Here is an 18220-nt window from a genome sequence, read left to right as displayed (position 1 = left end):
GCCACGGACGCTGCGGCCACCGCCCCGGTCGCCGCCGCCGATCCCGCGCCCGAACCCGCATGAGCGACGACGCCGCCCGCATCGACGTGTGGCTGTGGCGGGCGCGGTTCTTCAAGACCCGTTCCATGGCCGCCAAGTTCGTGGACGAGGGGCGGGTGCGGCTGACGCGGGCCGGCGTGCAGACGAGGCTGGACAAGCCGTCGCGCACCTTACGTCCCGGCGACGCGGTGCTGTTCGCGCTGGGCGGGCGGCTGGTCAGCATTCGGGTGGAAGGCTTGGGCGAACGCCGTGGTCCGGCCAGCGAAGCGCGCGGCCTTTACGTCGTATTAGAGGAAACCTCGCAGGACCTAGAGAAGCCGTCACATTGACAACCCGCGCCTCAAGGCCGATTAGGCCGCGCACACTCAAAAGGCCGCCTGCGTTCCGATGACCTACATCGTCACCGACCCCTGCATCAAATGTAAGTTCATGGACTGCGTGGAGGTGTGCCCCGTCGACTGCTTCTACGAGGGTGAGAACACCCTGGTGATCAATCCCGACGAGTGCATCGACTGCGGCGTGTGCGAACCTGAGTGCCCGGTGGACGCCATCAAGCCCGACACCGAGGACGATCCGGACGGCAAGTGGCTGCGGATCAACTCCGACTACGCCAAGGTCTGGCCGAACATCACGGTCAAGGGCACCCCGCCGGCCGACCGCGAGGAATACGAGCGCGAGACAGGCAAGTTCGAGAAGTACTTCAGCGAAAAGCCGGGTACGGGCTCGTAACAATCGAAGGCGGCGTTTGGGGCCGCCTGGCGCCGTCCGCGCATGACGCGAGCATGGGCTTGCCGCCGCAAGCCTTTCATTGAGCTAAATTTTGTGTTATCGTCAAAACTGACGTGACGGCCACGCATGCGCGCGCCGCCGATGTCTCTGTCTAGAATAGCCGCTGCACAAATCGGCGCGCGCCATCGAAGGCGAAGAGTGTCTTAGAACTATTCCGACCGTAACGACCAGCCCCCGCGCCCTTCTTTTTCGCGGCCGGGGAACGCTGTGTCTTTGGGTCGGATGGTTCATGTGCGGCGACGGCCCGACGCCCCCCGGCGACGGGATGATCAATGAGGACGAGCATGAGCAAGAACGGTCTGGATTTCTCGGTTGGCGATCACGTCGTCTACCCGGCGCATGGCGTCGGCACCGTGCAGGCGGTCGAGACCCAGGAAGTGGCCGGGATGTCGCTCGAGGTCTACGTGATCACCTTCGACCACGAGAAGATGACCCTTCGCGTCCCGACCAAGAAGGCCAAGACCGCCGGCCTGCGCCCGCTGGCCGCCGGCGACACCGTCAGCCAGGCCCTGACCACCCTGAAGGGCCGCGCCCGCGTGAAGCGCACCATGTGGTCGCGTCGCGCCCAGGAATACGAAGCCAAGATCAACTCGGGCGACCTGATCTCGATCGCCGAGGTGGTCCGTGACCTGCACCGCGCCGAGAACCAGCCGGAACAGTCCTATTCGGAGCGTCAGCTCTATGAATTGGCCCTGGACCGCATGGCTCGCGAAGTGGCCGCCATCGAGCGCATCGATCGCGAAGCCGCCATCGGCCTGCTGACCAAGTCGCTGGTCAAGGCCGCCTAGGCCCTACCGACCTTCGGACGATCAAGCGCCCGCCCCGGTTCTCCGTGGCGGGCGTTTTGCTGCTCAGCCGACCGCCAAGCCCGCCGCCTATTTTCCTCAGCCGGCGGCCAAGCCCGCCGACAGGGGCGCGTCGATCTCATAGACCAGCCCGTCGGGCGCGAAGCGCAGGGTCGCCTTGCCGCCCAGCCGCACAGACATGCCGCTTTCGATCAGGCGTGAGCCGAAGCCGCGCTCGGCCGGCATCTCCACCGGCGGGCCGCCGCTTTCGATCCAGGCCAGGCGGAAACGCCCGTCCTCCCCCACATCCCAGCTTACCGACACCCGCCCGCCGGGCGCGCTGAAGGCGCCGTACTTGGCCGCGTTCACCGCCAGCTCGTGAAACGCCATGTGCAGGTCGACGGCGGTCTCGGGGCTCAGGCTCATGGCCGGGCCGAAAAGCTTAAGCCGCTCGCCGTCCTCGCCACTGAAGGGGGTCAGGGCCGCGCGCAGCACCTGCTCCATGGTCGCCCGACCCCAGCCGCCCTGGGTTAAGAGTTCGTGCGCCTGGGACAGGGCCATCAGCCGGCGCTCGAAGGCTTCTGCGAAAGCCTCGGCGCTGTCGGCGTGGCGCAGGGTCTGGCGGGTGATCGAATGGGCCGCCGCCAGGGTGTTCTTCATGCGGTGATCGAGTTCGTGCAGCAGTAGTTCGCGCCGCTCCAGCGCCTCCTGCAGCGAGGCCCGCGCCCGCGCGCTTTCCAGCGCCGCCGCGGTGGCCCGGGCGATCACCTCCAGCTTGGCGATCTCGCCCGGCGTCGGCTGGCGCTCGTCCGCCCAGTAGGCCCCGATCGCCGCCACCGGATCGGCCGGGCGCACCGGCGTCATGACAAGGCTTTTGACGAAGGTCGGCCGATAGGCGTCGTGCGGGATGCGGTCGTCCAGATAGATGTCGGGGATCACCGCCGTCTTGCGGTTCAGCATCGCCCAGCCGGAGATGCAGGTCTCCATGGGGAAGCGCTTGCCCTTCCACAGGGGCGCGATGGCGTCCTCGTCCAGATACCAGCACTGCTCCCCGTCGCGCAGGACGAAGGCCACCCCGTCGGCGCCGGAGATCCGCCGCGCCGCAGAGCGCACGACCACGGCGATGTCGGCCACCGTCCCGGCCGAGGCCAGGGCTTCGATGGTCTCGATCAGAGTCAGCAGGGCGCCGTCCAGCGGCGCGCCCTCGCCGGCCATAACCGCGGTCTTAGAGGAAGTCTCGATCATGTCGGCGCGCATGTCTGTGCATTTGCGAGCGACATGCAAGCGCTTGTTTACGGGGTAAGGTTAAGCCTCCTACCGCGCCCGCAACCTGCGCGAGAAGGCGGGTATCAGGCGTCGTCGGACGGCAGAGGCGCTTCCCTAGCCGCCGCGATCTCGCCCGCCCTCGGCCCCATGGACAGCTCGTTGCGTAGCACATCCATGTCGAGCTCATTCTCCCAGCGCGCCACCACCAAGGTGGCCACGCCGTTGCCGACCAGGTTGGTCAGGGCCCGGCACTCGCTCATGAACCGGTCGACGCCCACCAGCACCGCCAGGGCGGCGATGGGGATGTCGGGCACCACCGCCAGGGTCGCCGCCAGGGTGATGAAGCCGGCCCCGGTCACGCCGCTGGCCCCCTTGGAGGTCAGCATGGCCACCCCCAGGATCGTGCCCATCTGCCAGATCGACAGGTCGGTGTTGGTCGCCTGGGCCAGGAACAGGGTGGCCAGGGTCATGTAGATGTTGGTGCCGTCCAGGTTGAAGCTGTAGCCCGTGGGGATCACCAGCCCGACCACCGGGCGCGACGCGCCCAGGCGCTGCAGCTTCTCCATCATCTGCGGCAGGACCGATTCCGACGAGCTGGTGCCCAGGACGATCAGCAGCTCCTCGCGGATATAGGCGATGAACTTCAGGATCGAGAACCCGGCCAGCCGGGCGATGACGCCCAGCACCACCAGCACGAACAGCAGCGCCGTCAGATAGAAGGTCCCCACCAGCGCCCCCAGCTGGATCAGCGAGGCCAGGCCGTACTTGCCGATGGTGAAGCCCATTGCCCCGAACGCGCCCAGGGGCGCCAGGCGCACCACCAGGTGGATGATCGAGAAGAACACCTTGGAGACGTGCTCCAGCGCGCCGGCCGCCTTCTCGCCGAAGTCGCCCAGGCGGGCGCAGGCGAAGCCGGTCAGGATCGCCACCACCAGCACCTGCAGCAGGTTGCCCTCGGCGAAGGCGCCGAAGAACGTCTCGGGGATCAGGTGCAGGATGTAGTCGATGAAGCTGTCGCCGTGCTTGGCCTTCTCGGCGTAGCCGGCGGCCACGGACGGATCGATGGCGGCGGGGTCGATGTTGAACCCGCGGCCCGGCCGCACCAGTTCGCCGACGATCAGGCCGACCAGAAGGGCCAAGGTCGAGACGACCTCGAAATAGATCAGCGCCTTGCCGCCCACCCGGCCGAACTTCTTCATGTCGCTCATGTGGGCGATGCCGCCCGCCACGGTGCAGAAGATCACCGGCGCCACGACCATCTTGATCAGCTTGATGAAGCCGTCGCCCAGGGGCTTCAGCGCCACCCCGACGTCAGGCCAGACCGCCCCGATGGTCACGCCCAGGGCGATGCCGATCAGCACCTGGACATAGAGGGTCTTGAGCGGACGCAGCAGATTCATGACGGTTCCCGACGTGCGGGGTTCGCAAGCCCCCCGCACATGCGCTATCACGCCCCGCGTCGGCCCGGTAGCTCAGCCGGATAGAGCAGAGCTTTCCTAAAGCTAAGGTCGGGGGTTCGAGTCCCTCCCGGGTCGCCACTCGCCTTGTCGAAACCAGTTAAAGCTGGCCCGATCCCAGCTAAGACTGGCCCGATGCGCCTTGCGGCGGCAGCTTTGCGCCGATTTCGTTGAAAAAGGCCGCGCTGATCCGGCGGCTGCCAAGCGTACGGAACTGAGTAGCCCCGCCTTAGGCAGGTAAAGCGTCCAACGGGGCGATCACCTTGGCCATTTTGCGAAGGTTCTGAGCGGTTGCAGCCATTAGGAACTCATCGCGGGCGCCATTCGGGCCACGGAGCCGCAGCCGGTCTACCTTGAGGATGCGCTTGAGGTGGGCGAACAGCATCTCGACCTTTTTCCGCTCTCGCCGTGAGATTATATAGGCGTCGGTCTTGGCGATATCGCGCGCCCGGTCTCTTGAAGCCTCATAGATCGAACGAGTGACTTTGCGGGCGGGCGTGTTGGGTGAACAGCGGCTCTTCAGTTCGCACGCGTCGCAATCCTTCTTCGACGCGCGGTATCGATAGGTGTCGTCTGGTGGGGCGTTCGGCCGTGGCCTGCTAAAGGCGCGTCGGTTTCGCTCCAAAGTTTTCCCCGACGGGCACGTATAGGTGTCGGCGGCGCGGTCGTAGATGAAGTCGCTGCGTGCGAACGTCCCGTCATCGCGCCCGGATTTGTCGATGACTGGGATATGCGGCTCGATGCCTCGCTTTTCGACCAGCCAATCCAACATCTCCGCCGAGCCATAGGCGGTGTCCGCAGCCAGGCGATCCGGGCTCAGTTCATGGCGATCCCGTACCCTGTCGAGCATCGTGCGAACCGCGCCCACCTCCGCCTGACGCACCGGCGCTGTGGGTTCGACATCGACAATCACCGCGTGCTGCAGGTCGATCAGATAGTTGGTCGAGTACGCAAAGTAGGCCGGGCCCTTGTCCGCTCCGGTCCAACGCGCCGCCGGATCGGCCGGTGAGATGAACTTCGGCACGACGGGAGTCGCCGCGCCGAAGGCGGCGTCATCGAGCACGGCTAGATACTCATTGATCGCCCGGCTCGCAGCCGCCTTCGGCAAGCCCTCTGCACTGGGTACGCAGCGCTGACGGTTAGCGTCAGCCTTGATCAGGCTGGCGTCGGCGGCGAAGCCTTCTCCGCCGACCATGCCCTCGGCTATGCAGCGCTCCACCGTCGTCTCGAAGACGTGACGCAGCAGATCACAGTCGCGAAAGCGGCCATGCCTGTTCTTCGACAAGGTTGAGTGGTCGGGGACATCTCCGTCCAGGCCTAGGCGGCAGAACCAGCGGTAGGCCAGGTTCAGATGCACCTCATCACAGAGCCGCCGTTCAGAACGGATGCCGAAGCAGTAGCCGACGATCAGCATGCGGATCAGCAGCTCGGGATCGATCGATGGGCGGCCAATGGGAGAGTAGAAGGGCGCGACGTGAGCACGAACGCCCTCGAGATCGACGAAGCGATCAATGGCGCGAAGCAGGTGGCCTGCAGGCACGTGCCCTTCGAGCGAGAACTCGTAGAACAGAGCGCCCTGATCGATCTTTCGATCACCCATCATGGCCATGCCTCCTCGCTGCTACGGGAGTGAATCAGGCCCCACTTCATGCTTCAACAAGCGAGTTAGCCTTGAACGAAGAAGGTGATCAGGATGTCTCGGCGCGTAGTTCGCTGGCTGATCGTTGCGGCGGTCGCCGTCGTAGCTCTGGTCAGTGTCGCGGTGTTCGTGCGCCACTCCCCGAGCGTTGCCCAAGACGCATGTCTTGACGCCGGTGGGGCGTGGATCGAAGGAAAATGCCTGGGCCGCCCTTCAACCTAGCCGGCCTTTTTCAACACAATCCGCCAAATGCAGACATTGGCTACCTGCCGAGTTCGAGACATTCCGTCTTGTCCACGCAAGTCCGCCTTCGACCCTTTGCGGACCTCCGGCCTTGCGACATTTGAGCGATCGGGCTTAACTCCAGCCGTTATGATGAGCACCTCCAACATCGCATCGGTCTTCTTCCTGGCTTGAACCGACGGCGCGCTCGTCGCGCCGCCTGCTTCACCCTTGAACCGAGACATCGCGCCGACCTGAAGGTCGCCGCGACGATGCGATATGAGAGTTTCCATGACTTACGACGAAGATGGCCGCTGCGGTCTCAGCAGCGCCCAGATCGAGCAATTCATCCAACAAGGTTTTATTCGGCTTGAGGACGCCTTCCCGCGCGCGACCGCCGACGCGGCTCGCGCGATCCTATGGCGAGACACCGGCTGCGATCCTCATGATCCGGCAACGTGGACCAAGCCGGTCATTCGGCTGGGCATGTATAGTGACGAGCCCTTCATCGAAGCCGCCAACACGGTCGTTCTTCGTCGGGCGTTCGACCAACTCGTTGGGCGTGGGCGTTGGCTGCCCTGTGGGGCGATGGGTACTTTTCCAGTCCGCTTCCCATCGCCAGAGGACACGGGCGACACCGGATGGCACGTCGACGTAAGCTTCGGCTGGGAAGACCCGGACTTCATGAAATGGCGCGCCAACGTCTCGTCCAAAGGGCGGGCGTTGCTGATGCTGTTCCTGTTCTCGGACGTGGGACCTGACGATGCACCGACCCGGCTGCTGCTCGGATCCCATATGGACGTGGCGCGCGGTCTCGCGGACGCCGGCGACGATGGGTTGACCCTCAGGGAAATCGTCGGCGTCATCGATGGGATTGAGCCACGCCCTCAAGCCTTGGCGACGGGTCGCGCAGGGACGGTCTATCTTTGCCACCCCTTCCTTGTTCATGCGGCACAACCGAACCTCGGACGAACGCCGCGCTTCATGGCGCAACCGCCGCTGCTGCCGAAAGAGGAACAGCGGTTGAAGCGAAGCGACGGAGGTTATTCCGCCGTAGAAGCGGCAATTCGTCTGGCGCTTGGCTTGTTCGATTAAGGCGGATGGGATCGGCTCACCGCTTGGGCCGATCCCTACGACCGCTCGCCACCCTTAGGCGGCTTTACCGCCCGCCCTCCCGACTGCCTTAAAAACGGATACGCCTAACGACCGCTTTGAGCCGACATTTGTCGTCGGATTAGGTCGCCCCCCGCCAAGTGCGGCAGCACCCCGAACGTCAACCGGGGCTGTGCGCGCGCGCTGACCGCCGCCCTTATGCGATCGCATTGCTAGTTACGCAGATCCCACGCCAGCACCACCAACGAGATGCGCCCCTCGGAATCCATTCGCCCAAGGACAACAGGCGCGGAATAACCGTGAGGATCAGGTTGCGCAGCCACAAACGCGAAGGGTGTCGATGTCGACAGAAGCGTCCGCGCGGCGCCCGCCGGTGTTTCCGAGGTAAGCACTGTCTGCGCGCCACAACGCCACAAGCTCAAAGGCTTGGTGTTGGCCTGTCGCGTGGAGGCCTTCTTTACGCATTGAGGAGCGGGCTTGGGTGCATCGCCGGACTCCTCTGCAGCTGATCCGCTCTCTTCGATCCGGAAATCGGTCGCGGCTGCGCCGCTGAACACCCCCCCGGGAAATTTCCAGACGACATGGCGGCCCCGGGAGGTCGCCGCTTCAGTTGGCTTGACGAGGCGAGTGACGGTTTCGCCGGAGGAAAGCGGCAGCGTGTGCGTTGTAGAACCGACATAGCTCAGGGGGCCGACTTTCCCATCAGCGCCAATGCCCAACGTAGAGGCGTCACCTGTGATCGGGGGGCTGCTAGCAGCTGCGATGAGGACGCCGGTGGAAAGGATGGCTATGGAAAGGCTCATCAGTACCCCCACGGCGCCAAGGTCGCGTCGATTGGCATGCCCACATAGTTCGCCACCGCAATACCGACGATGTCTGCCGTATGCTCCGAATGGATGCGATACGGATTTGGTGGGTGGTCGTTGAAGTGTTCGAAGTTTGGATCCTGCGGATTGTTGAACGCATAATCCAACAGGGCCTGGTTCTTCGCCTCGTTGCCTACGCGAGTCATGTGACCCATCTCATGCATGATGAGATAGGTCACGCCCTTGCTGTTTGGATAGACCGCTTCGTCGGCATGAGCCGCCGCCGCCGCCGAGAAGATAACCACGGGCTTCCCATCGACCCAGTCGAGCGCGGCAGGCGCCGTCACCGGCGCGTTTGGAATCTGATCGACAAACTTGAAGTTCACGTCCTGCCAAAGCAGTTTCAACTCCTCAGCGCGAACCACTCCCGCCGTTGTCTGGATATTTTCAAGGCCGGTCAGCGCGGCCATCCCGGTCTCGACCTTGGCTATCCCTTTGGCCAGCTTCGCGGCAAGAGCGCCAGCTGATTCCCCATTCTGCGCCGTGACCGCAATATGGTGAGGGTTCATGACCTCAGCGGCGGTGTATTCCGGGTTCGGCGTACCGTCAGGCAGCGTCTTGTAAATCCCGTAGTAGCCGTCTTCAAAAGCGATGCTGCCGATCGGCAGATTGTCCGTTGGCCAGCTGGGCGGCCTTCTTCCAATCACAAGCACTTCTTCCACATCAGCCGTGCGGGCGGTGTAGTCGATCGCAGTGCTCGGCGATTGAAGCTCGTAGTACCGGTCGACCGCGATCAAATCGGCGAGGTGGCTAGGCAGACGCGACATGGCTCGTCCCTTTTGTGACCACCGCCAAACACAATCCAAGATTGTGATGACATTGAGCCGAATGGCTCAGCTGGGACGGCTTTCCATCAGAGCCGATTGGATGCCGGAGGCGTGCCTGCGAGCTTAGGAGCGGACGCTGATCGGGACAGCTAAGAGCCGATGCACGCCGCGACAATAGCGGTGCATGAGCTGGAGATCAGACGCCCCGCTTTGCCTTTATGTGCCGATAGAAAATCAACCCGACCAACATCAGGGCCATCCAGGCCAAGGACAGCCCTATCCCCCAGAGGTGGCGAACTGCGATAGAGCTGACAAAGAATGCGACGGGCCACCAGCCCATATCCGTCTTCTGCAGCCAGATGTTCGCTGGTTTCCGCTCCCATGGTCGGGTCTTCGGGTCTTGGGGGATCATCTCGCAATACCACCTATGATTGACGGTCGCGTCAAGCTGAGGCGGCTCAAGGAGACGCGAAGCGCTCGAAGGTGGAGCCGGTCGTGTCTGGCTTGACCAGTAGCGGCCGCCTTCTGGGACCACTTCGAGCCGCAATCAGAAGCTAGATTTTCTTCCGGTCCGCTGGGCGTTGTGGATACCAGTTGGGCTAGTCCCCATTCGATTCCGCAAGCTTCTTAGAGCCCTCGGGTCCACCAAACCGGGGGAGGATCAACGGAGGATCAGACAGGCTCTATAGCCCCGAGGCTTGTGCTACAGCTTCACCATGGGGCTATACACTTTCGGTGAAAGGACGCGACGCGCTTGGGCAAGTGCATCGCTGTTCTGTCTGACGCTTTTGAAGCTGCGCGCAATTGTCGTCGTCGGCACCATATTCAGCATAGCCGCTATTGCGGCGATTGAGCCGCTGTTCACGGGCGAGGTCCCTCAAAATCTATCTTTCAGATATCTTGTGATGGAGTTCACCTTCAGCGTGATCGTTTCCGCTTCCGCGAGCAAAAACGGCATCGGCCTTGGTCTAGCGTCAGGGGCGGTTTCTGCAGCATGGATTTGGAGCGTTATCCAACTGCGGCCGCACATCACCAGCCAGTTCGGCATCTGACATGCGACCGATGCCCATCGCCATCGAACGACGATATTCAATTCTAGGTGATCACGCACCGAAGGCAGCGGGCCAGCCTTAACTTGGGAACCCATGCTATCGGGCCAGTCTCAGCTGGGGCCCTTAACTTGGCGACGTGCCACCCTCGACGCCCGTTGGGATGTTGCGGGCCATCTCTAAGTTGGCCCGACATTGCTGCGGGCCAGCCTTAAGCTGTCCCGACATATTGTACAGCCCCCCGCCAGTATGGGCCCGACCTCAGCGTCTCGTTTAATCGCTGATCGGGTCGTTGCTCCTGACACGTCCCGCCAAGGTCGTCCTTTCGCGCCGCAACCGACCGGATGACCGGCATTTCCATGTCGAAGACTGGGTCAAGGCGTCAGTGGGTGATCCGCGACCCCGCGCAGGACGGCTCGACCGAGGATCATTGCTACTCGACAGCGCCTATCGCAGACGAGGATCGATGAGGCTGGCGCTCGATGCAAAGATCTGGGTACGCGGCGCCCCTGGCCCCGGCCTGGGCAACACTTTGTAACGCAGGGACGGCGCGGAGGTGGCTATGGTTTTGGCCTGGCCAAGGCCAGGCGCTGGGGGCGAAACTTCCCAGGGGGCGCGGTTCCCAAAGCTTTGCAAGAGCTCGACCGCCGCGTCCCATGCGCCCGCCAGGCCGCGCACAGGCCGGTTGCCCAGTGAATGAAGGCGCGCGAGAACAGGTCATGCGCCCCGCCACCTACGCCCAGCTTCTAGCGGTCGCCCGACGCGAAAGCCGTGACGCCGGCGCGGCGGAGGATCTGGTGCAGGAGGCCATGGTCGCGGGGATCCGGGCCGGACGCACGGATTTCGACACCCTGGAGACGGCCCGCTGGCTGGCCGGCGTGATACGCAACCAGGCGCGCATGGCGGCGCGCGGAGCGGTGCGTCGGCGGCGGCGCGAGACGGCGTGGCGGTCGGAGGCAGTCGCGGAGACGACGCCGAGCGAGGCGCCGAACCTGGCGGGTCTTGTCGATGCGCTTCCAGGCTCGCTGAAGATCGTCGCCGCCCTGGCCCTGTCCGGTCACAACAGGCGGGAGATCGCCTATCTGCTGGACCTTTCCGACACGGCCTTGCGCCAGCGGCTGGCGGCGCTGAAGCGCAGGCTGGTCGTGGGCGGCGTCGCGGCGCCGGAAGACCTGCCGGGGCTCAATCTCGACCTCGCCTATGGGCGGCTGCGGGACGCGCTGCTGCCTCGCCTGCTGCGTCATGGCGGCGTGTTCGCCAGCCACGATCCCGACGGGCATCTTTTTGTTGTGAGCCGCTCACAAATCGCCCCGCCGCGGCAACAGGGGACGCAAACCAGCAACGGAGGGCTCCCATGAGCTTCAAACCCAAAAGCGCTAGCATCGTCTTCTACGTGTCCGACCTCGTGCGGACCGAGGCCTTCTACAACGAGACTCTGGGTCTCGACCTACAGCGCCAGGAAGGGGCCGAGCCGTTCTGGCTGCAGGCGCAACTGGGCGATCTGGGGATCATCTTCTTCCAGATGGAGGGCACGCGCGGCGATACGCCGGCCCTGGTCTTCGACGTCACCGAGGGCGGCATTGACGACATCGTCGCCGGGCTGGCGACCAAGGGCGTGACCATCGTCACCCCGGTCAGCGAGGCGCCCGGCGGCTGGAGCGCCGATTTTCTGGACCCGGATGGCTTTGGCCTTGGCCTGTGGCAGTCCGGCGAGCTGCCGCGATCGCTGAAATAGGCGCGGGCGTCAGCCCAGCCAGCCCTGGATCATCATCCGCAGCGGGTTGGCTGGGTCGGCGAGCAGCTTGACCACCATGCCCAGGCAGATGACCACCAGCAGGGGGCGGATCAGGCGCGGACCAAAGCGCATGGCGGCGTGGGAGCCCAGGCGGCCGCCGATGAACTGCCCCACCGCCATCATCCCGCCGAGCAGCCAAAGCACATGGCCGGCGGCGGCCAGGACCACCACCGACACCACGTTGCTCATCAGGTTCAGGGCCTTGGTGTTGGCGGTGGCGCGGGTCAGGCCCATGCCCATCAGCGACACCAGGCTGAGGGCGAAGAAGGAGCCCGTGCCAGGTCCGAAGAAGCCGTCATAGAAGCCGATGCCGCAGGCCACGAACGCGTAGGCCAAAGGCGTCAGGCGGGCATGGGCGTCCTCGTCGCTGGCGCGCGGGCCGAACAGGAAATAGAGCGCGATGCCGACCAGCAAGACCGGCAGCAGCACCATCAGCCAGCGAGCGTCCACCAGGGTGATGGCGTAGGCGCCCGCCGCCGCTCCGACCAGGGTTAGGGTCAGGGGCCATTTCAGGACCGCGAAGTTGATCTTGCCGGCCCGCCAGAAGCTCCAGGTCGCCGACGCCGTGCCGACGCTGCCCTGGACCTTGTTGGTGGCGATGGCGGCGACGGGACTGACCCCGGCCGCTAGCAGGGCGGGCACGGTGATCAGGCCGCCGCCGCCGGCGATGGCGTCGATGAATCCCGCCAAGGTCGCCGCCAGGCACAAAAGCGCGATCGCCTCCGGCGCCATGTCGATCATTCGTCCGCCCCTTTAGATCCCGGCGCGGGTCTAGCACCGACGGTGAAGACGGACCACGGGGGCGTCAGCTGGCCAGGCGTTCGACCTTGGCGAAGGGGCTGAGACCGAGCCACGTCTGCATGGCCGAGGCCAGGGGGCGGCTGCCGGTCAGCAGCAGGCGGCCGCTGTCGAGGGCGGCCTGGACGGTGTCGTGGCCCATCCATATGGCCGTCATGGTCCGCAGGTCCACATAGACATAGAGATCAACGTCGAAGCCCGGATCAACTGAGCACAGATCGACCCCCGTCTCAGGATCGACATCCAGCCACCAGTGCCGCTCGCTCGGCGGCCTTTCGGGATAGACGAACTGGATCAGGCTGCGCTGGCGCGGCATCGGCGTGGTGTTCAGGTGGCGGCGCATGTCCCACATCAGCAGTTGCGCATCGAGGTGCTGCAAAGAGACCTCCTTGTCGATGCGCCGTTGGCCCCAAACCCCGAAGGCGTCGACGATCGGCGCCAGTTCCTGGCCCGCCGGCGTCAGGCGGTATTCCTGCACGTTTGGGTCGCCGGCCAGGGCCGAGCGCTGGAGGATCCCCGCCGCTTCCAGGTCCTTGAGCCGTTGCGACAGAAGCGCTGGCGACATGCGCGGCACCCCGCGCCGCAGGTCGTTGAAGCGGGTCGAGCCCGCCACCAGTTCGCGCAGCAGGACAATCGTCCAGCGGGCGCAGAGGATCTCGGCCGCCATCGCGACGGGGCAGAACTGTCGGTAAGTGCCTTGGGCCATTCTTGCTCTCTCGGTGACGAGAACAGCTTTATTCTCGCATAACGACGGTTTCCAGTTCAGTTTCTGTAGCGGCGGATTCAGTTCCTGAACTGGATCGTCGCAACAACAACCGACAAGTGTCCGGCCCCAAGAGACCCGATGGGAAAGGACGCCCCGATGGCGCAGGCATTGAGAATGAAATCAGGAACGATCGGCTGGCTGGGCCGCGCCGACCTTGTGGGCAAGGACCTGGCCGCGTCGGCCGCCGGGCATGACGCCGACGACAGCTTCGTGGCCGACAGCTTTGACTTGCTGAAGCGCGAGGGCTTCTTCAAGGCGCATGTGCCGGCGGAGCTGGGCGGCGGCGACGCCACCTATGCCGAGCTATGCGGCATGGTCCGCCGCCTGGGCGCCAGCTGCGGCTCGACCGCCCTCGCCTACGCCATGCATTCCCACCTGGTGGCCGTCGCGGTGTGGCGCTGGCGCAATCAGGGGGCGCCGACCGAGGGCCTGCTGAAGCGGGTGGCGGCGGAGGACCTGGTGCTGATCTCCAGCGGCGGGTCGGACTGGCTGAAAAGCGCCGGCGAGGCGGTGAAGGTCGAGGGCGGCTTTGCGGTCACCGCCCGCAAGGCTTTCTCCAGCGGCGCGCCGGCCGGCGATCTGCTGATGACCAGCGCCGTCTATGAGGACCCGGCGGAGGGGCCGACCGTCCTGCACTTCGCCGTGCCGTTCAAGGCTGAAGGGGTCCGCCTGCTCGACACCTGGCGGGTGATGGGCATGCGCGGCACCGGCTCGCACGATGTGGAGCTGAAGAGCGTGTTCGTGCCCGACGCGGCGATTTCCGGCCGCAGGCCGCAGGGCCAGTGGCACCCGCTGTTCCACGCCATCTCGATGCTGGCGTTTCCGATCATCTATTCGGCCTACCTGGGCGTCGCCGAGGGGGCGCGGGACCGCGCCCTGGCGGTCGCCGGCCGCAGGGGCGAGGATGAGACAAGCATCGCCCTGGTCGGCGAGATGGAGAACGCCTTGGCCCTGGCGCGGATGAGCGTCGACGACATGATCCGCAACGCCGAGACCGAGACGCCCGGCCCGCAGGCCACCAACCGCGCCATGACCGGGCGCACCCTGGCCGGACAGGCGTGCATCCGCACGGTGGAGAAGGCCATGGAAGCCGCCGGCGGCGCATCCTTCTATCGCGAGCTGGGCCTGGAACGCGCCTTCCGCGACGTGCAGGCCGCGCGCTTCCACCCGCTGCAGGAGAAGCCGCAGGTTCGATACGCCGGGCGGCTCGCCCTGGGCCTCGATATCGACGGCTGAGCTTCACTTTTCCCAACACCGCTCTTGGCTTCGGAACCGGAGTTTGGCGAAATGCCGCCAAGTTGCGGCGGAGCCCGGTGTTGGGAGCAAGTTCTTGGACAGGCTGAGGCCCGGCGCGGAAGGCGCCGTGAGCGAGCCCGACCCCCTGGATCCCTGGCTGGAGACGCCGGGGGCCGTCACCGCGGCGATGCGCGGCGGTTCGCGCGCCTTCGCCGCTGGCCTGGCTGACGAGGCGCGGCCTCACTCGCTGGTCCGCGTCGACCGCCTGGGCGCCGCCGTCCTCGACCGCCGGGGCGCGATCCTGTTCGCCAGCGAGGCGTTCAATACGCTGTTGGGGCGCGATCCCATCGATGGCGAGGCCGTGGCCAAGGTGCTCGCCACGCACCAGACCCTTATCGTCCCCAACACGGACGAGACGGAGGCCGCCCGCTCGGCGGTGGCCTATGGTCCGGCGCTCCAGGCCCGCGAATGGGCGCTGCCGGACGGCGCGGCCCAGGCCGCCCGATCGCCCAAGGCCGCGATCGTGGTGCTGGCCGCCGGCGCCGTCAGCGACGGAGAGGCCCTGCTGGACGCCTGCGCCGCGTTCGGCTTGACGCCATTACAGGGCCGGGTCGCCCTGGGCCTCGTCCGCACAGGCTCCGTGAAGGGCGCGGCGCGGGAGGCGAACATCGCCTACGAGACCGCTCGCAAGGTGGTGGCGGACGCCATGCGCCGGGTCGGCGCGCCAAGACTTTCGGCCTTCATCGAGCGCCTGGTCCGCCTGTCGTTCGGCGTGTGGCCCGTGGGCCGCGACGGGGAGGCCATGCTGGCCGACATCTGGCGGCTGTCGCAGCGCCAGGCGGCCCTGGTCCTGGCCCTGTCGCAAGGCCTGAGCCGGGGAGAGGCCGCCAAGGCCGCCGGCATGTCCGAAGCCGTGGCCAAGAAGCACCTGGACCGCATCTTCGAGACCCTGGGCGTCCGCACGGCCGCCGAGCTGTCCAAACTGGTGACGGAGGCGCGGGCCCTCGCCATGCTGACCGACGCCGTGCAGGGCGCCGTGCCCACCGATCCGGACATCATCGAGCCGCTGCGCCTGCTGCCGCGACCGGACGGCACGCATGTGGCGATCAGCGACTACGGCCCGCGCTGGGGACGCCCGGTGCTGGTGCTGCACACCAGTTCGGCGACCCGGGCGATCCCGGGCGTTCTGGTCCGCGCGCTGCATGCGCAGGGTTTTCGCCCCCTCGCCATCGACCGTCCCGGCTTCGGCCTGACCGACGCGCCGACCGACCCGGCCTGGCGCGCCGATCCGTTCGGCGCGGCCTGCGCAGACGTCGCCATGGTCTGCGCCCAGTTGAAGCTGAAACAGGTCGACATCCTGGGACGCGGCGCCGCCCAGGTGGCGGTCGCCCTGGCGCAGAACAGGCCCGAACTGATCGGCCGGGTCGTGCTGGTCAATCCCGACCCGCCCACCAGCCACGGCCGCCGCGCCGGCGTCATCGGCGCGGTGAAGGAGACCTTCTTCCGCCACCCCGACCTGATCGAGAAGTTCGCCTGGACCCTGGCCAGCCACATGACGCCCAAGCGGTCCTGGCGGCTGCTGGCCAAGGCGATGGCGTCCAGCCCGCCGGATGTGGCGGTGATGTCTCAGGGCCGCATCTACGCCGACTTCGCCGCCGCGCTTCGCCCCTTCGCGACGGGGCGGGTGGCCGGCTATGTGGCCGAGCAGACGGCGATGCTGGGCTGGACCTCGCCGCCCCTGCCGGCCACGGGCGACTGGCGGGTGCTGCAGGGCGCCCACGACTTCATGCACGACCCCGACGAGGTCGCGGCCTATTGGCGACAGGTGCTGCCGGAGGCGTCGATCCAGGTGATCGCCGACGCAGGGCGCTTCCTGGTCGTCAGCCACGCGGACCTCGTCGCCCGCACCCTGGCGCACGCGCCGTCGGATCGCGACGCCAGCTGACATCGATTTGTTGCGCGCTTGCGTACAAATAGCGGTGGGGCGTCCAAGTCGGCGTGGCCCGCCTGCGTCAGAGTGCGCGCAGTGAAAACGAGCGTTGCTCGACCGCCCTGGGAGCCACACATGACCGACACCCCCGGCGCCTCGCGCCGCAATCTTCTTATCGGGGCTGGCGCCATCGCCGTCCTTCCCGCCGTCGGCGTCGCCGCGGCGCCTTTCGCGGCGGCCGCCGCGACTTCCAAGACAGGAGCTGGAGCCATGGGCAGCGGGTTCGTCACCACCAAGGACGGCGTGCAGATCTTCTACAAGGACTGGGGCCCCAAGACCGCCCAGCCCATCGTCTTCCATCACGGCTGGCCGCTGAGCGCGGACGACTGGGACAACCAGATGCTGTTCTTCCTAGGCCAAGGCTATCGGGTGATCGCCCATGACCGTCGCGGCCATGGCCGGTCGACCCAGACCGATGCCGGCAACGAGATGGACACCTACGCCGCCGACGTGGCGGCCCTGGCCGAGCACCTGGACCTGAAGAACGCCATCCACGTCGGCCACTCGACCGGCGGCGGCGAGGTCACCCGTTATGTCGCCCAGTATCAATCCGGCGGCCGTATCGCCAAGGCGGTGATCATCGGCGCCGTGCCGCCGGTGATGGTGAAGTCCGCCAAGAATCCCGGCGGCCTGCCCATCGAGGTGTTCGACGGCTTCCGCGCCGCCCTGATCGCCAACCGGGCGCAGTTCTACTACGACATCCCCAGCGGCCCATTCTACGGCTTCAACCGACCGGGCGCGAAGGTCAGCCAGGGCGTCATCGACAACTGGTGGCGTCAGGGGATGATGGGCGGAACCAAGGCCCACTACGACTGCATCAAGGCCTTCTCGGAAACCGACTTCACCGAGGACCTGAAGAAGATCACCGTCCCGACCCTGGTGATGCACGGCGACGACGACCAGATCGTCCCCTATGCGGACTCCGCGCCGCTGTCGTCCAAGCTGCTGAAGAACGGGACCTTGAAGACCTACAAGGGTCTGCCGCACGGCATGGCGACGACCCATCCGGACATCGTCAACGCCGACCTGCTGGCCTTCTTCAAGGCCTGACCACAGCCCTAGCTACGCGAAGGGCGGGACCCAGCGGTTGCGCCCTTCGTCATGCTTCGCGGGAACCGCTCAGCCTTTGATGCGTCATAGCGCGTCAGCCGCGAGGTCTTTATGCTTCGCCTGACGGTGCGGGGGCGAACAGCGGATGAGCGAGCAGAAGCACGACGTCGATGCGCGAGATCGCGAGACGCGCCGGCTGCAGGCGCTCGAACGCTACGACATCCTCGACACCCCGCGCGAGGCTGCCTTCGACGAAATCGCCCAACTGGCGGCCGAGGTCTGCGGAACCCCCATCGCGGTCGTGAACCTGATCGCCGAGGAGCGGCAGTTCTTCAAGGCGGAGGTCGGACTGGGGGTGCGGCAGACGCCGTTGGAAACCTCGTTCTGCGCCAAGGCGATCTTGGAGGAGGACTTCCTCCTGGTGCCCGACGCGACGCGGGACGCGCGCTTCGACAGCAACCCGCTGGTGACCGGGGCGCCGCATCTTCGGTTCTACGCCGGGGCGCTGCTGAAGACCGCCGACGGCCTGCCCATCGGCACCCTTTGCGTGCTGGACCGCGAGCCGAAGGAGCTCACCCCGCTGCAGCAGCGCA

Annotated in this window: 17 protein-coding genes, 1 tRNA gene and 1 pseudogene; 12 read left to right on the top strand and 7 right to left on the bottom strand. The window is 66.0% G+C overall.

All coding sequences use genetic code 11. The features are described from left to right. Positions 1 to 59 precede the first annotated feature (59 nt). The 3 genes from ABOZ73_RS14075 to ABOZ73_RS14065 all read left to right on the top strand — a co-directional run bounded on the left by ABOZ73_RS14075 (position 60) and on the right by ABOZ73_RS14065 (position 1616). Positions 60 to 368, top strand: coding sequence for an RNA-binding S4 domain-containing protein (locus ABOZ73_RS14075; protein ID WP_369058770.1), 309 nt, complete (start codon positions 60 to 62; stop codon positions 366 to 368). A gap of 58 nt (positions 369 to 426) precedes the next feature. Beyond that, positions 427 to 768 carry a ferredoxin FdxA gene (gene fdxA, locus ABOZ73_RS14070; protein ID WP_369058769.1) on the top strand — a complete coding sequence of 114 codons (342 nt, stop codon included), beginning with the start codon at positions 427 to 429 and terminating at the stop codon, positions 766 to 768. A 344-nt stretch (positions 769 to 1112) separates the two neighbouring features. After that, positions 1113 to 1616 (top strand): CarD family transcriptional regulator, encoded by a 504-nt coding sequence (locus ABOZ73_RS14065; RefSeq protein ID WP_369058767.1) that lies wholly within the window; start codon positions 1113 to 1115, stop codon positions 1614 to 1616. Between the two features lie 96 nt (positions 1617 to 1712). Here ABOZ73_RS14065 and ABOZ73_RS14060 read toward each other — a convergent pair whose 3' ends face one another. Both ABOZ73_RS14060 and ABOZ73_RS14055 read right to left on the bottom strand, forming a co-directional pair. Continuing rightward, the gene (locus ABOZ73_RS14060; protein WP_369058766.1) at positions 1713 to 2858 is read right to left on the bottom strand and encodes a sensor histidine kinase; all 1146 of its coding nucleotides are present in this window, start codon (positions 2856 to 2858) and stop codon (positions 1713 to 1715) included. A 104-nt stretch (positions 2859 to 2962) separates the two neighbouring features. Then, on the bottom strand, positions 2963 to 4279 hold the full coding sequence (locus ABOZ73_RS14055) for a dicarboxylate/amino acid:cation symporter (RefSeq protein WP_369058765.1): 1317 nt from the start codon (positions 4277 to 4279) through the stop codon (positions 2963 to 2965). A 61-nt stretch (positions 4280 to 4340) separates the two neighbouring features. Between ABOZ73_RS14055 and ABOZ73_RS14050 the strand changes: the two genes are divergently transcribed. Continuing rightward, positions 4341 to 4417: transfer RNA gene (locus ABOZ73_RS14050), tRNA-Arg, on the top strand. Positions 4418 to 4565: 148 nt separating this feature from the next. Here the strand turns inward: ABOZ73_RS14050 and ABOZ73_RS14045 are convergent. Beyond that, positions 4566 to 5939 carry a transposase gene (locus ABOZ73_RS14045; protein WP_369062481.1) on the bottom strand — a complete coding sequence of 458 codons (1374 nt, stop codon included), beginning with the start codon at positions 5937 to 5939 and terminating at the stop codon, positions 4566 to 4568. Positions 5940 to 6488: 549 nt separating this feature from the next. Between ABOZ73_RS14045 and ABOZ73_RS14040 the strand changes: the two genes are divergently transcribed. Continuing rightward, positions 6489 to 7292, top strand: a complete 804-nt coding sequence (locus ABOZ73_RS14040) for a phytanoyl-CoA dioxygenase family protein (protein ID WP_369058763.1) — start codon at positions 6489 to 6491, stop codon at positions 7290 to 7292. 230 nt (positions 7293 to 7522) lie between these two features. Here the strand turns inward: ABOZ73_RS14040 and ABOZ73_RS14035 are convergent, their stop codons facing one another. Together ABOZ73_RS14035 and ABOZ73_RS14030 are read right to left on the bottom strand one after the other, a co-directional pair. Then, positions 7523 to 8113, bottom strand: coding sequence for a hypothetical protein (locus tag ABOZ73_RS14035; protein ID WP_369058761.1), 591 nt, complete (start codon positions 8111 to 8113; stop codon positions 7523 to 7525). Next, positions 8113 to 8943: a hypothetical protein gene (locus tag ABOZ73_RS14030; RefSeq protein ID WP_369058759.1), complete on the bottom strand. Its 831-nt coding sequence runs from the start codon at positions 8941 to 8943 to the stop codon at positions 8113 to 8115. The genes ABOZ73_RS14035 and ABOZ73_RS14030 overlap by 1 nt, the downstream gene beginning before the upstream one ends. A gap of 716 nt (positions 8944 to 9659) precedes the next feature. On the opposite strand from ABOZ73_RS14030, the gene ABOZ73_RS14025 reads away from it, so the two are divergent. The 3 genes from ABOZ73_RS14025 to ABOZ73_RS14015 all read left to right on the top strand — a co-directional run bounded on the left by ABOZ73_RS14025 (position 9660) and on the right by ABOZ73_RS14015 (position 11727). Then, the gene (locus tag ABOZ73_RS14025; RefSeq protein ID WP_369058757.1) at positions 9660 to 9995 is read left to right on the top strand and encodes a hypothetical protein; all 336 of its coding nucleotides are present in this window, start codon (positions 9660 to 9662) and stop codon (positions 9993 to 9995) included. A gap of 716 nt (positions 9996 to 10711) precedes the next feature. After that, complete coding sequence (locus ABOZ73_RS14020; RefSeq protein WP_369058755.1) at positions 10712 to 11350, top strand: RNA polymerase sigma factor; 639 nt, start codon at positions 10712 to 10714, stop codon at positions 11348 to 11350. Further along, complete coding sequence (locus ABOZ73_RS14015) at positions 11347 to 11727, top strand: VOC family protein (protein ID WP_369058754.1); 381 nt, start codon at positions 11347 to 11349, stop codon at positions 11725 to 11727. Before ABOZ73_RS14020 ends, ABOZ73_RS14015 begins: the two co-directional genes overlap by 4 nt. A gap of 9 nt (positions 11728 to 11736) precedes the next feature. Here ABOZ73_RS14015 and ABOZ73_RS14010 read toward each other — a convergent pair whose 3' ends face one another. Next, on the bottom strand, positions 11737 to 12528 hold the full coding sequence (locus ABOZ73_RS14010) for a TSUP family transporter (RefSeq protein WP_369058752.1): 792 nt from the start codon (positions 12526 to 12528) through the stop codon (positions 11737 to 11739). 64 nt (positions 12529 to 12592) lie between these two features. Then, positions 12593 to 13291, bottom strand: coding sequence for a winged helix-turn-helix transcriptional regulator (locus tag ABOZ73_RS14005; RefSeq protein WP_369058751.1), 699 nt, complete (start codon positions 13289 to 13291; stop codon positions 12593 to 12595). 174 nt (positions 13292 to 13465) lie between these two features. Between ABOZ73_RS14005 and ABOZ73_RS14000 the strand changes: the two genes are divergently transcribed. The 4 genes and pseudogenes from ABOZ73_RS14000 to ABOZ73_RS13985 form a co-directional block, all read left to right on the top strand. Next, positions 13466 to 14587 carry an acyl-CoA dehydrogenase family protein gene (locus tag ABOZ73_RS14000; RefSeq protein WP_369058750.1) on the top strand — a complete coding sequence of 374 codons (1122 nt, stop codon included), beginning with the start codon at positions 13466 to 13468 and terminating at the stop codon, positions 14585 to 14587. Between the two features lie 127 nt (positions 14588 to 14714). Further along, on the top strand, positions 14715 to 16532 hold the full coding sequence (locus ABOZ73_RS13995; RefSeq protein ID WP_369058748.1) for an alpha/beta fold hydrolase: 1818 nt from the start codon (positions 14715 to 14717) through the stop codon (positions 16530 to 16532). A 255-nt stretch (positions 16533 to 16787) separates the two neighbouring features. Beyond that, complete coding sequence (locus ABOZ73_RS13990) at positions 16788 to 17627, top strand: alpha/beta fold hydrolase (protein WP_369062552.1); 840 nt, start codon at positions 16788 to 16790, stop codon at positions 17625 to 17627. A gap of 145 nt (positions 17628 to 17772) precedes the next feature. Then, positions 17773 to 18195 (top strand): annotated as a pseudogene (locus ABOZ73_RS13985) (GAF domain-containing protein); the annotation flags it as partial. Positions 18196 to 18220: the final 25 nt, after the last annotated feature.

This window comes from Caulobacter sp. 73W (assembly GCF_041021955.1).
In the GTDB taxonomy this organism is placed as follows: Bacteria; Pseudomonadota; Alphaproteobacteria; order Caulobacterales; family Caulobacteraceae; genus Caulobacter.
The sequence above is the reverse complement of the archived record's forward strand: the minus strand, read 5'-3'. Positions and strand labels throughout refer to the sequence as shown.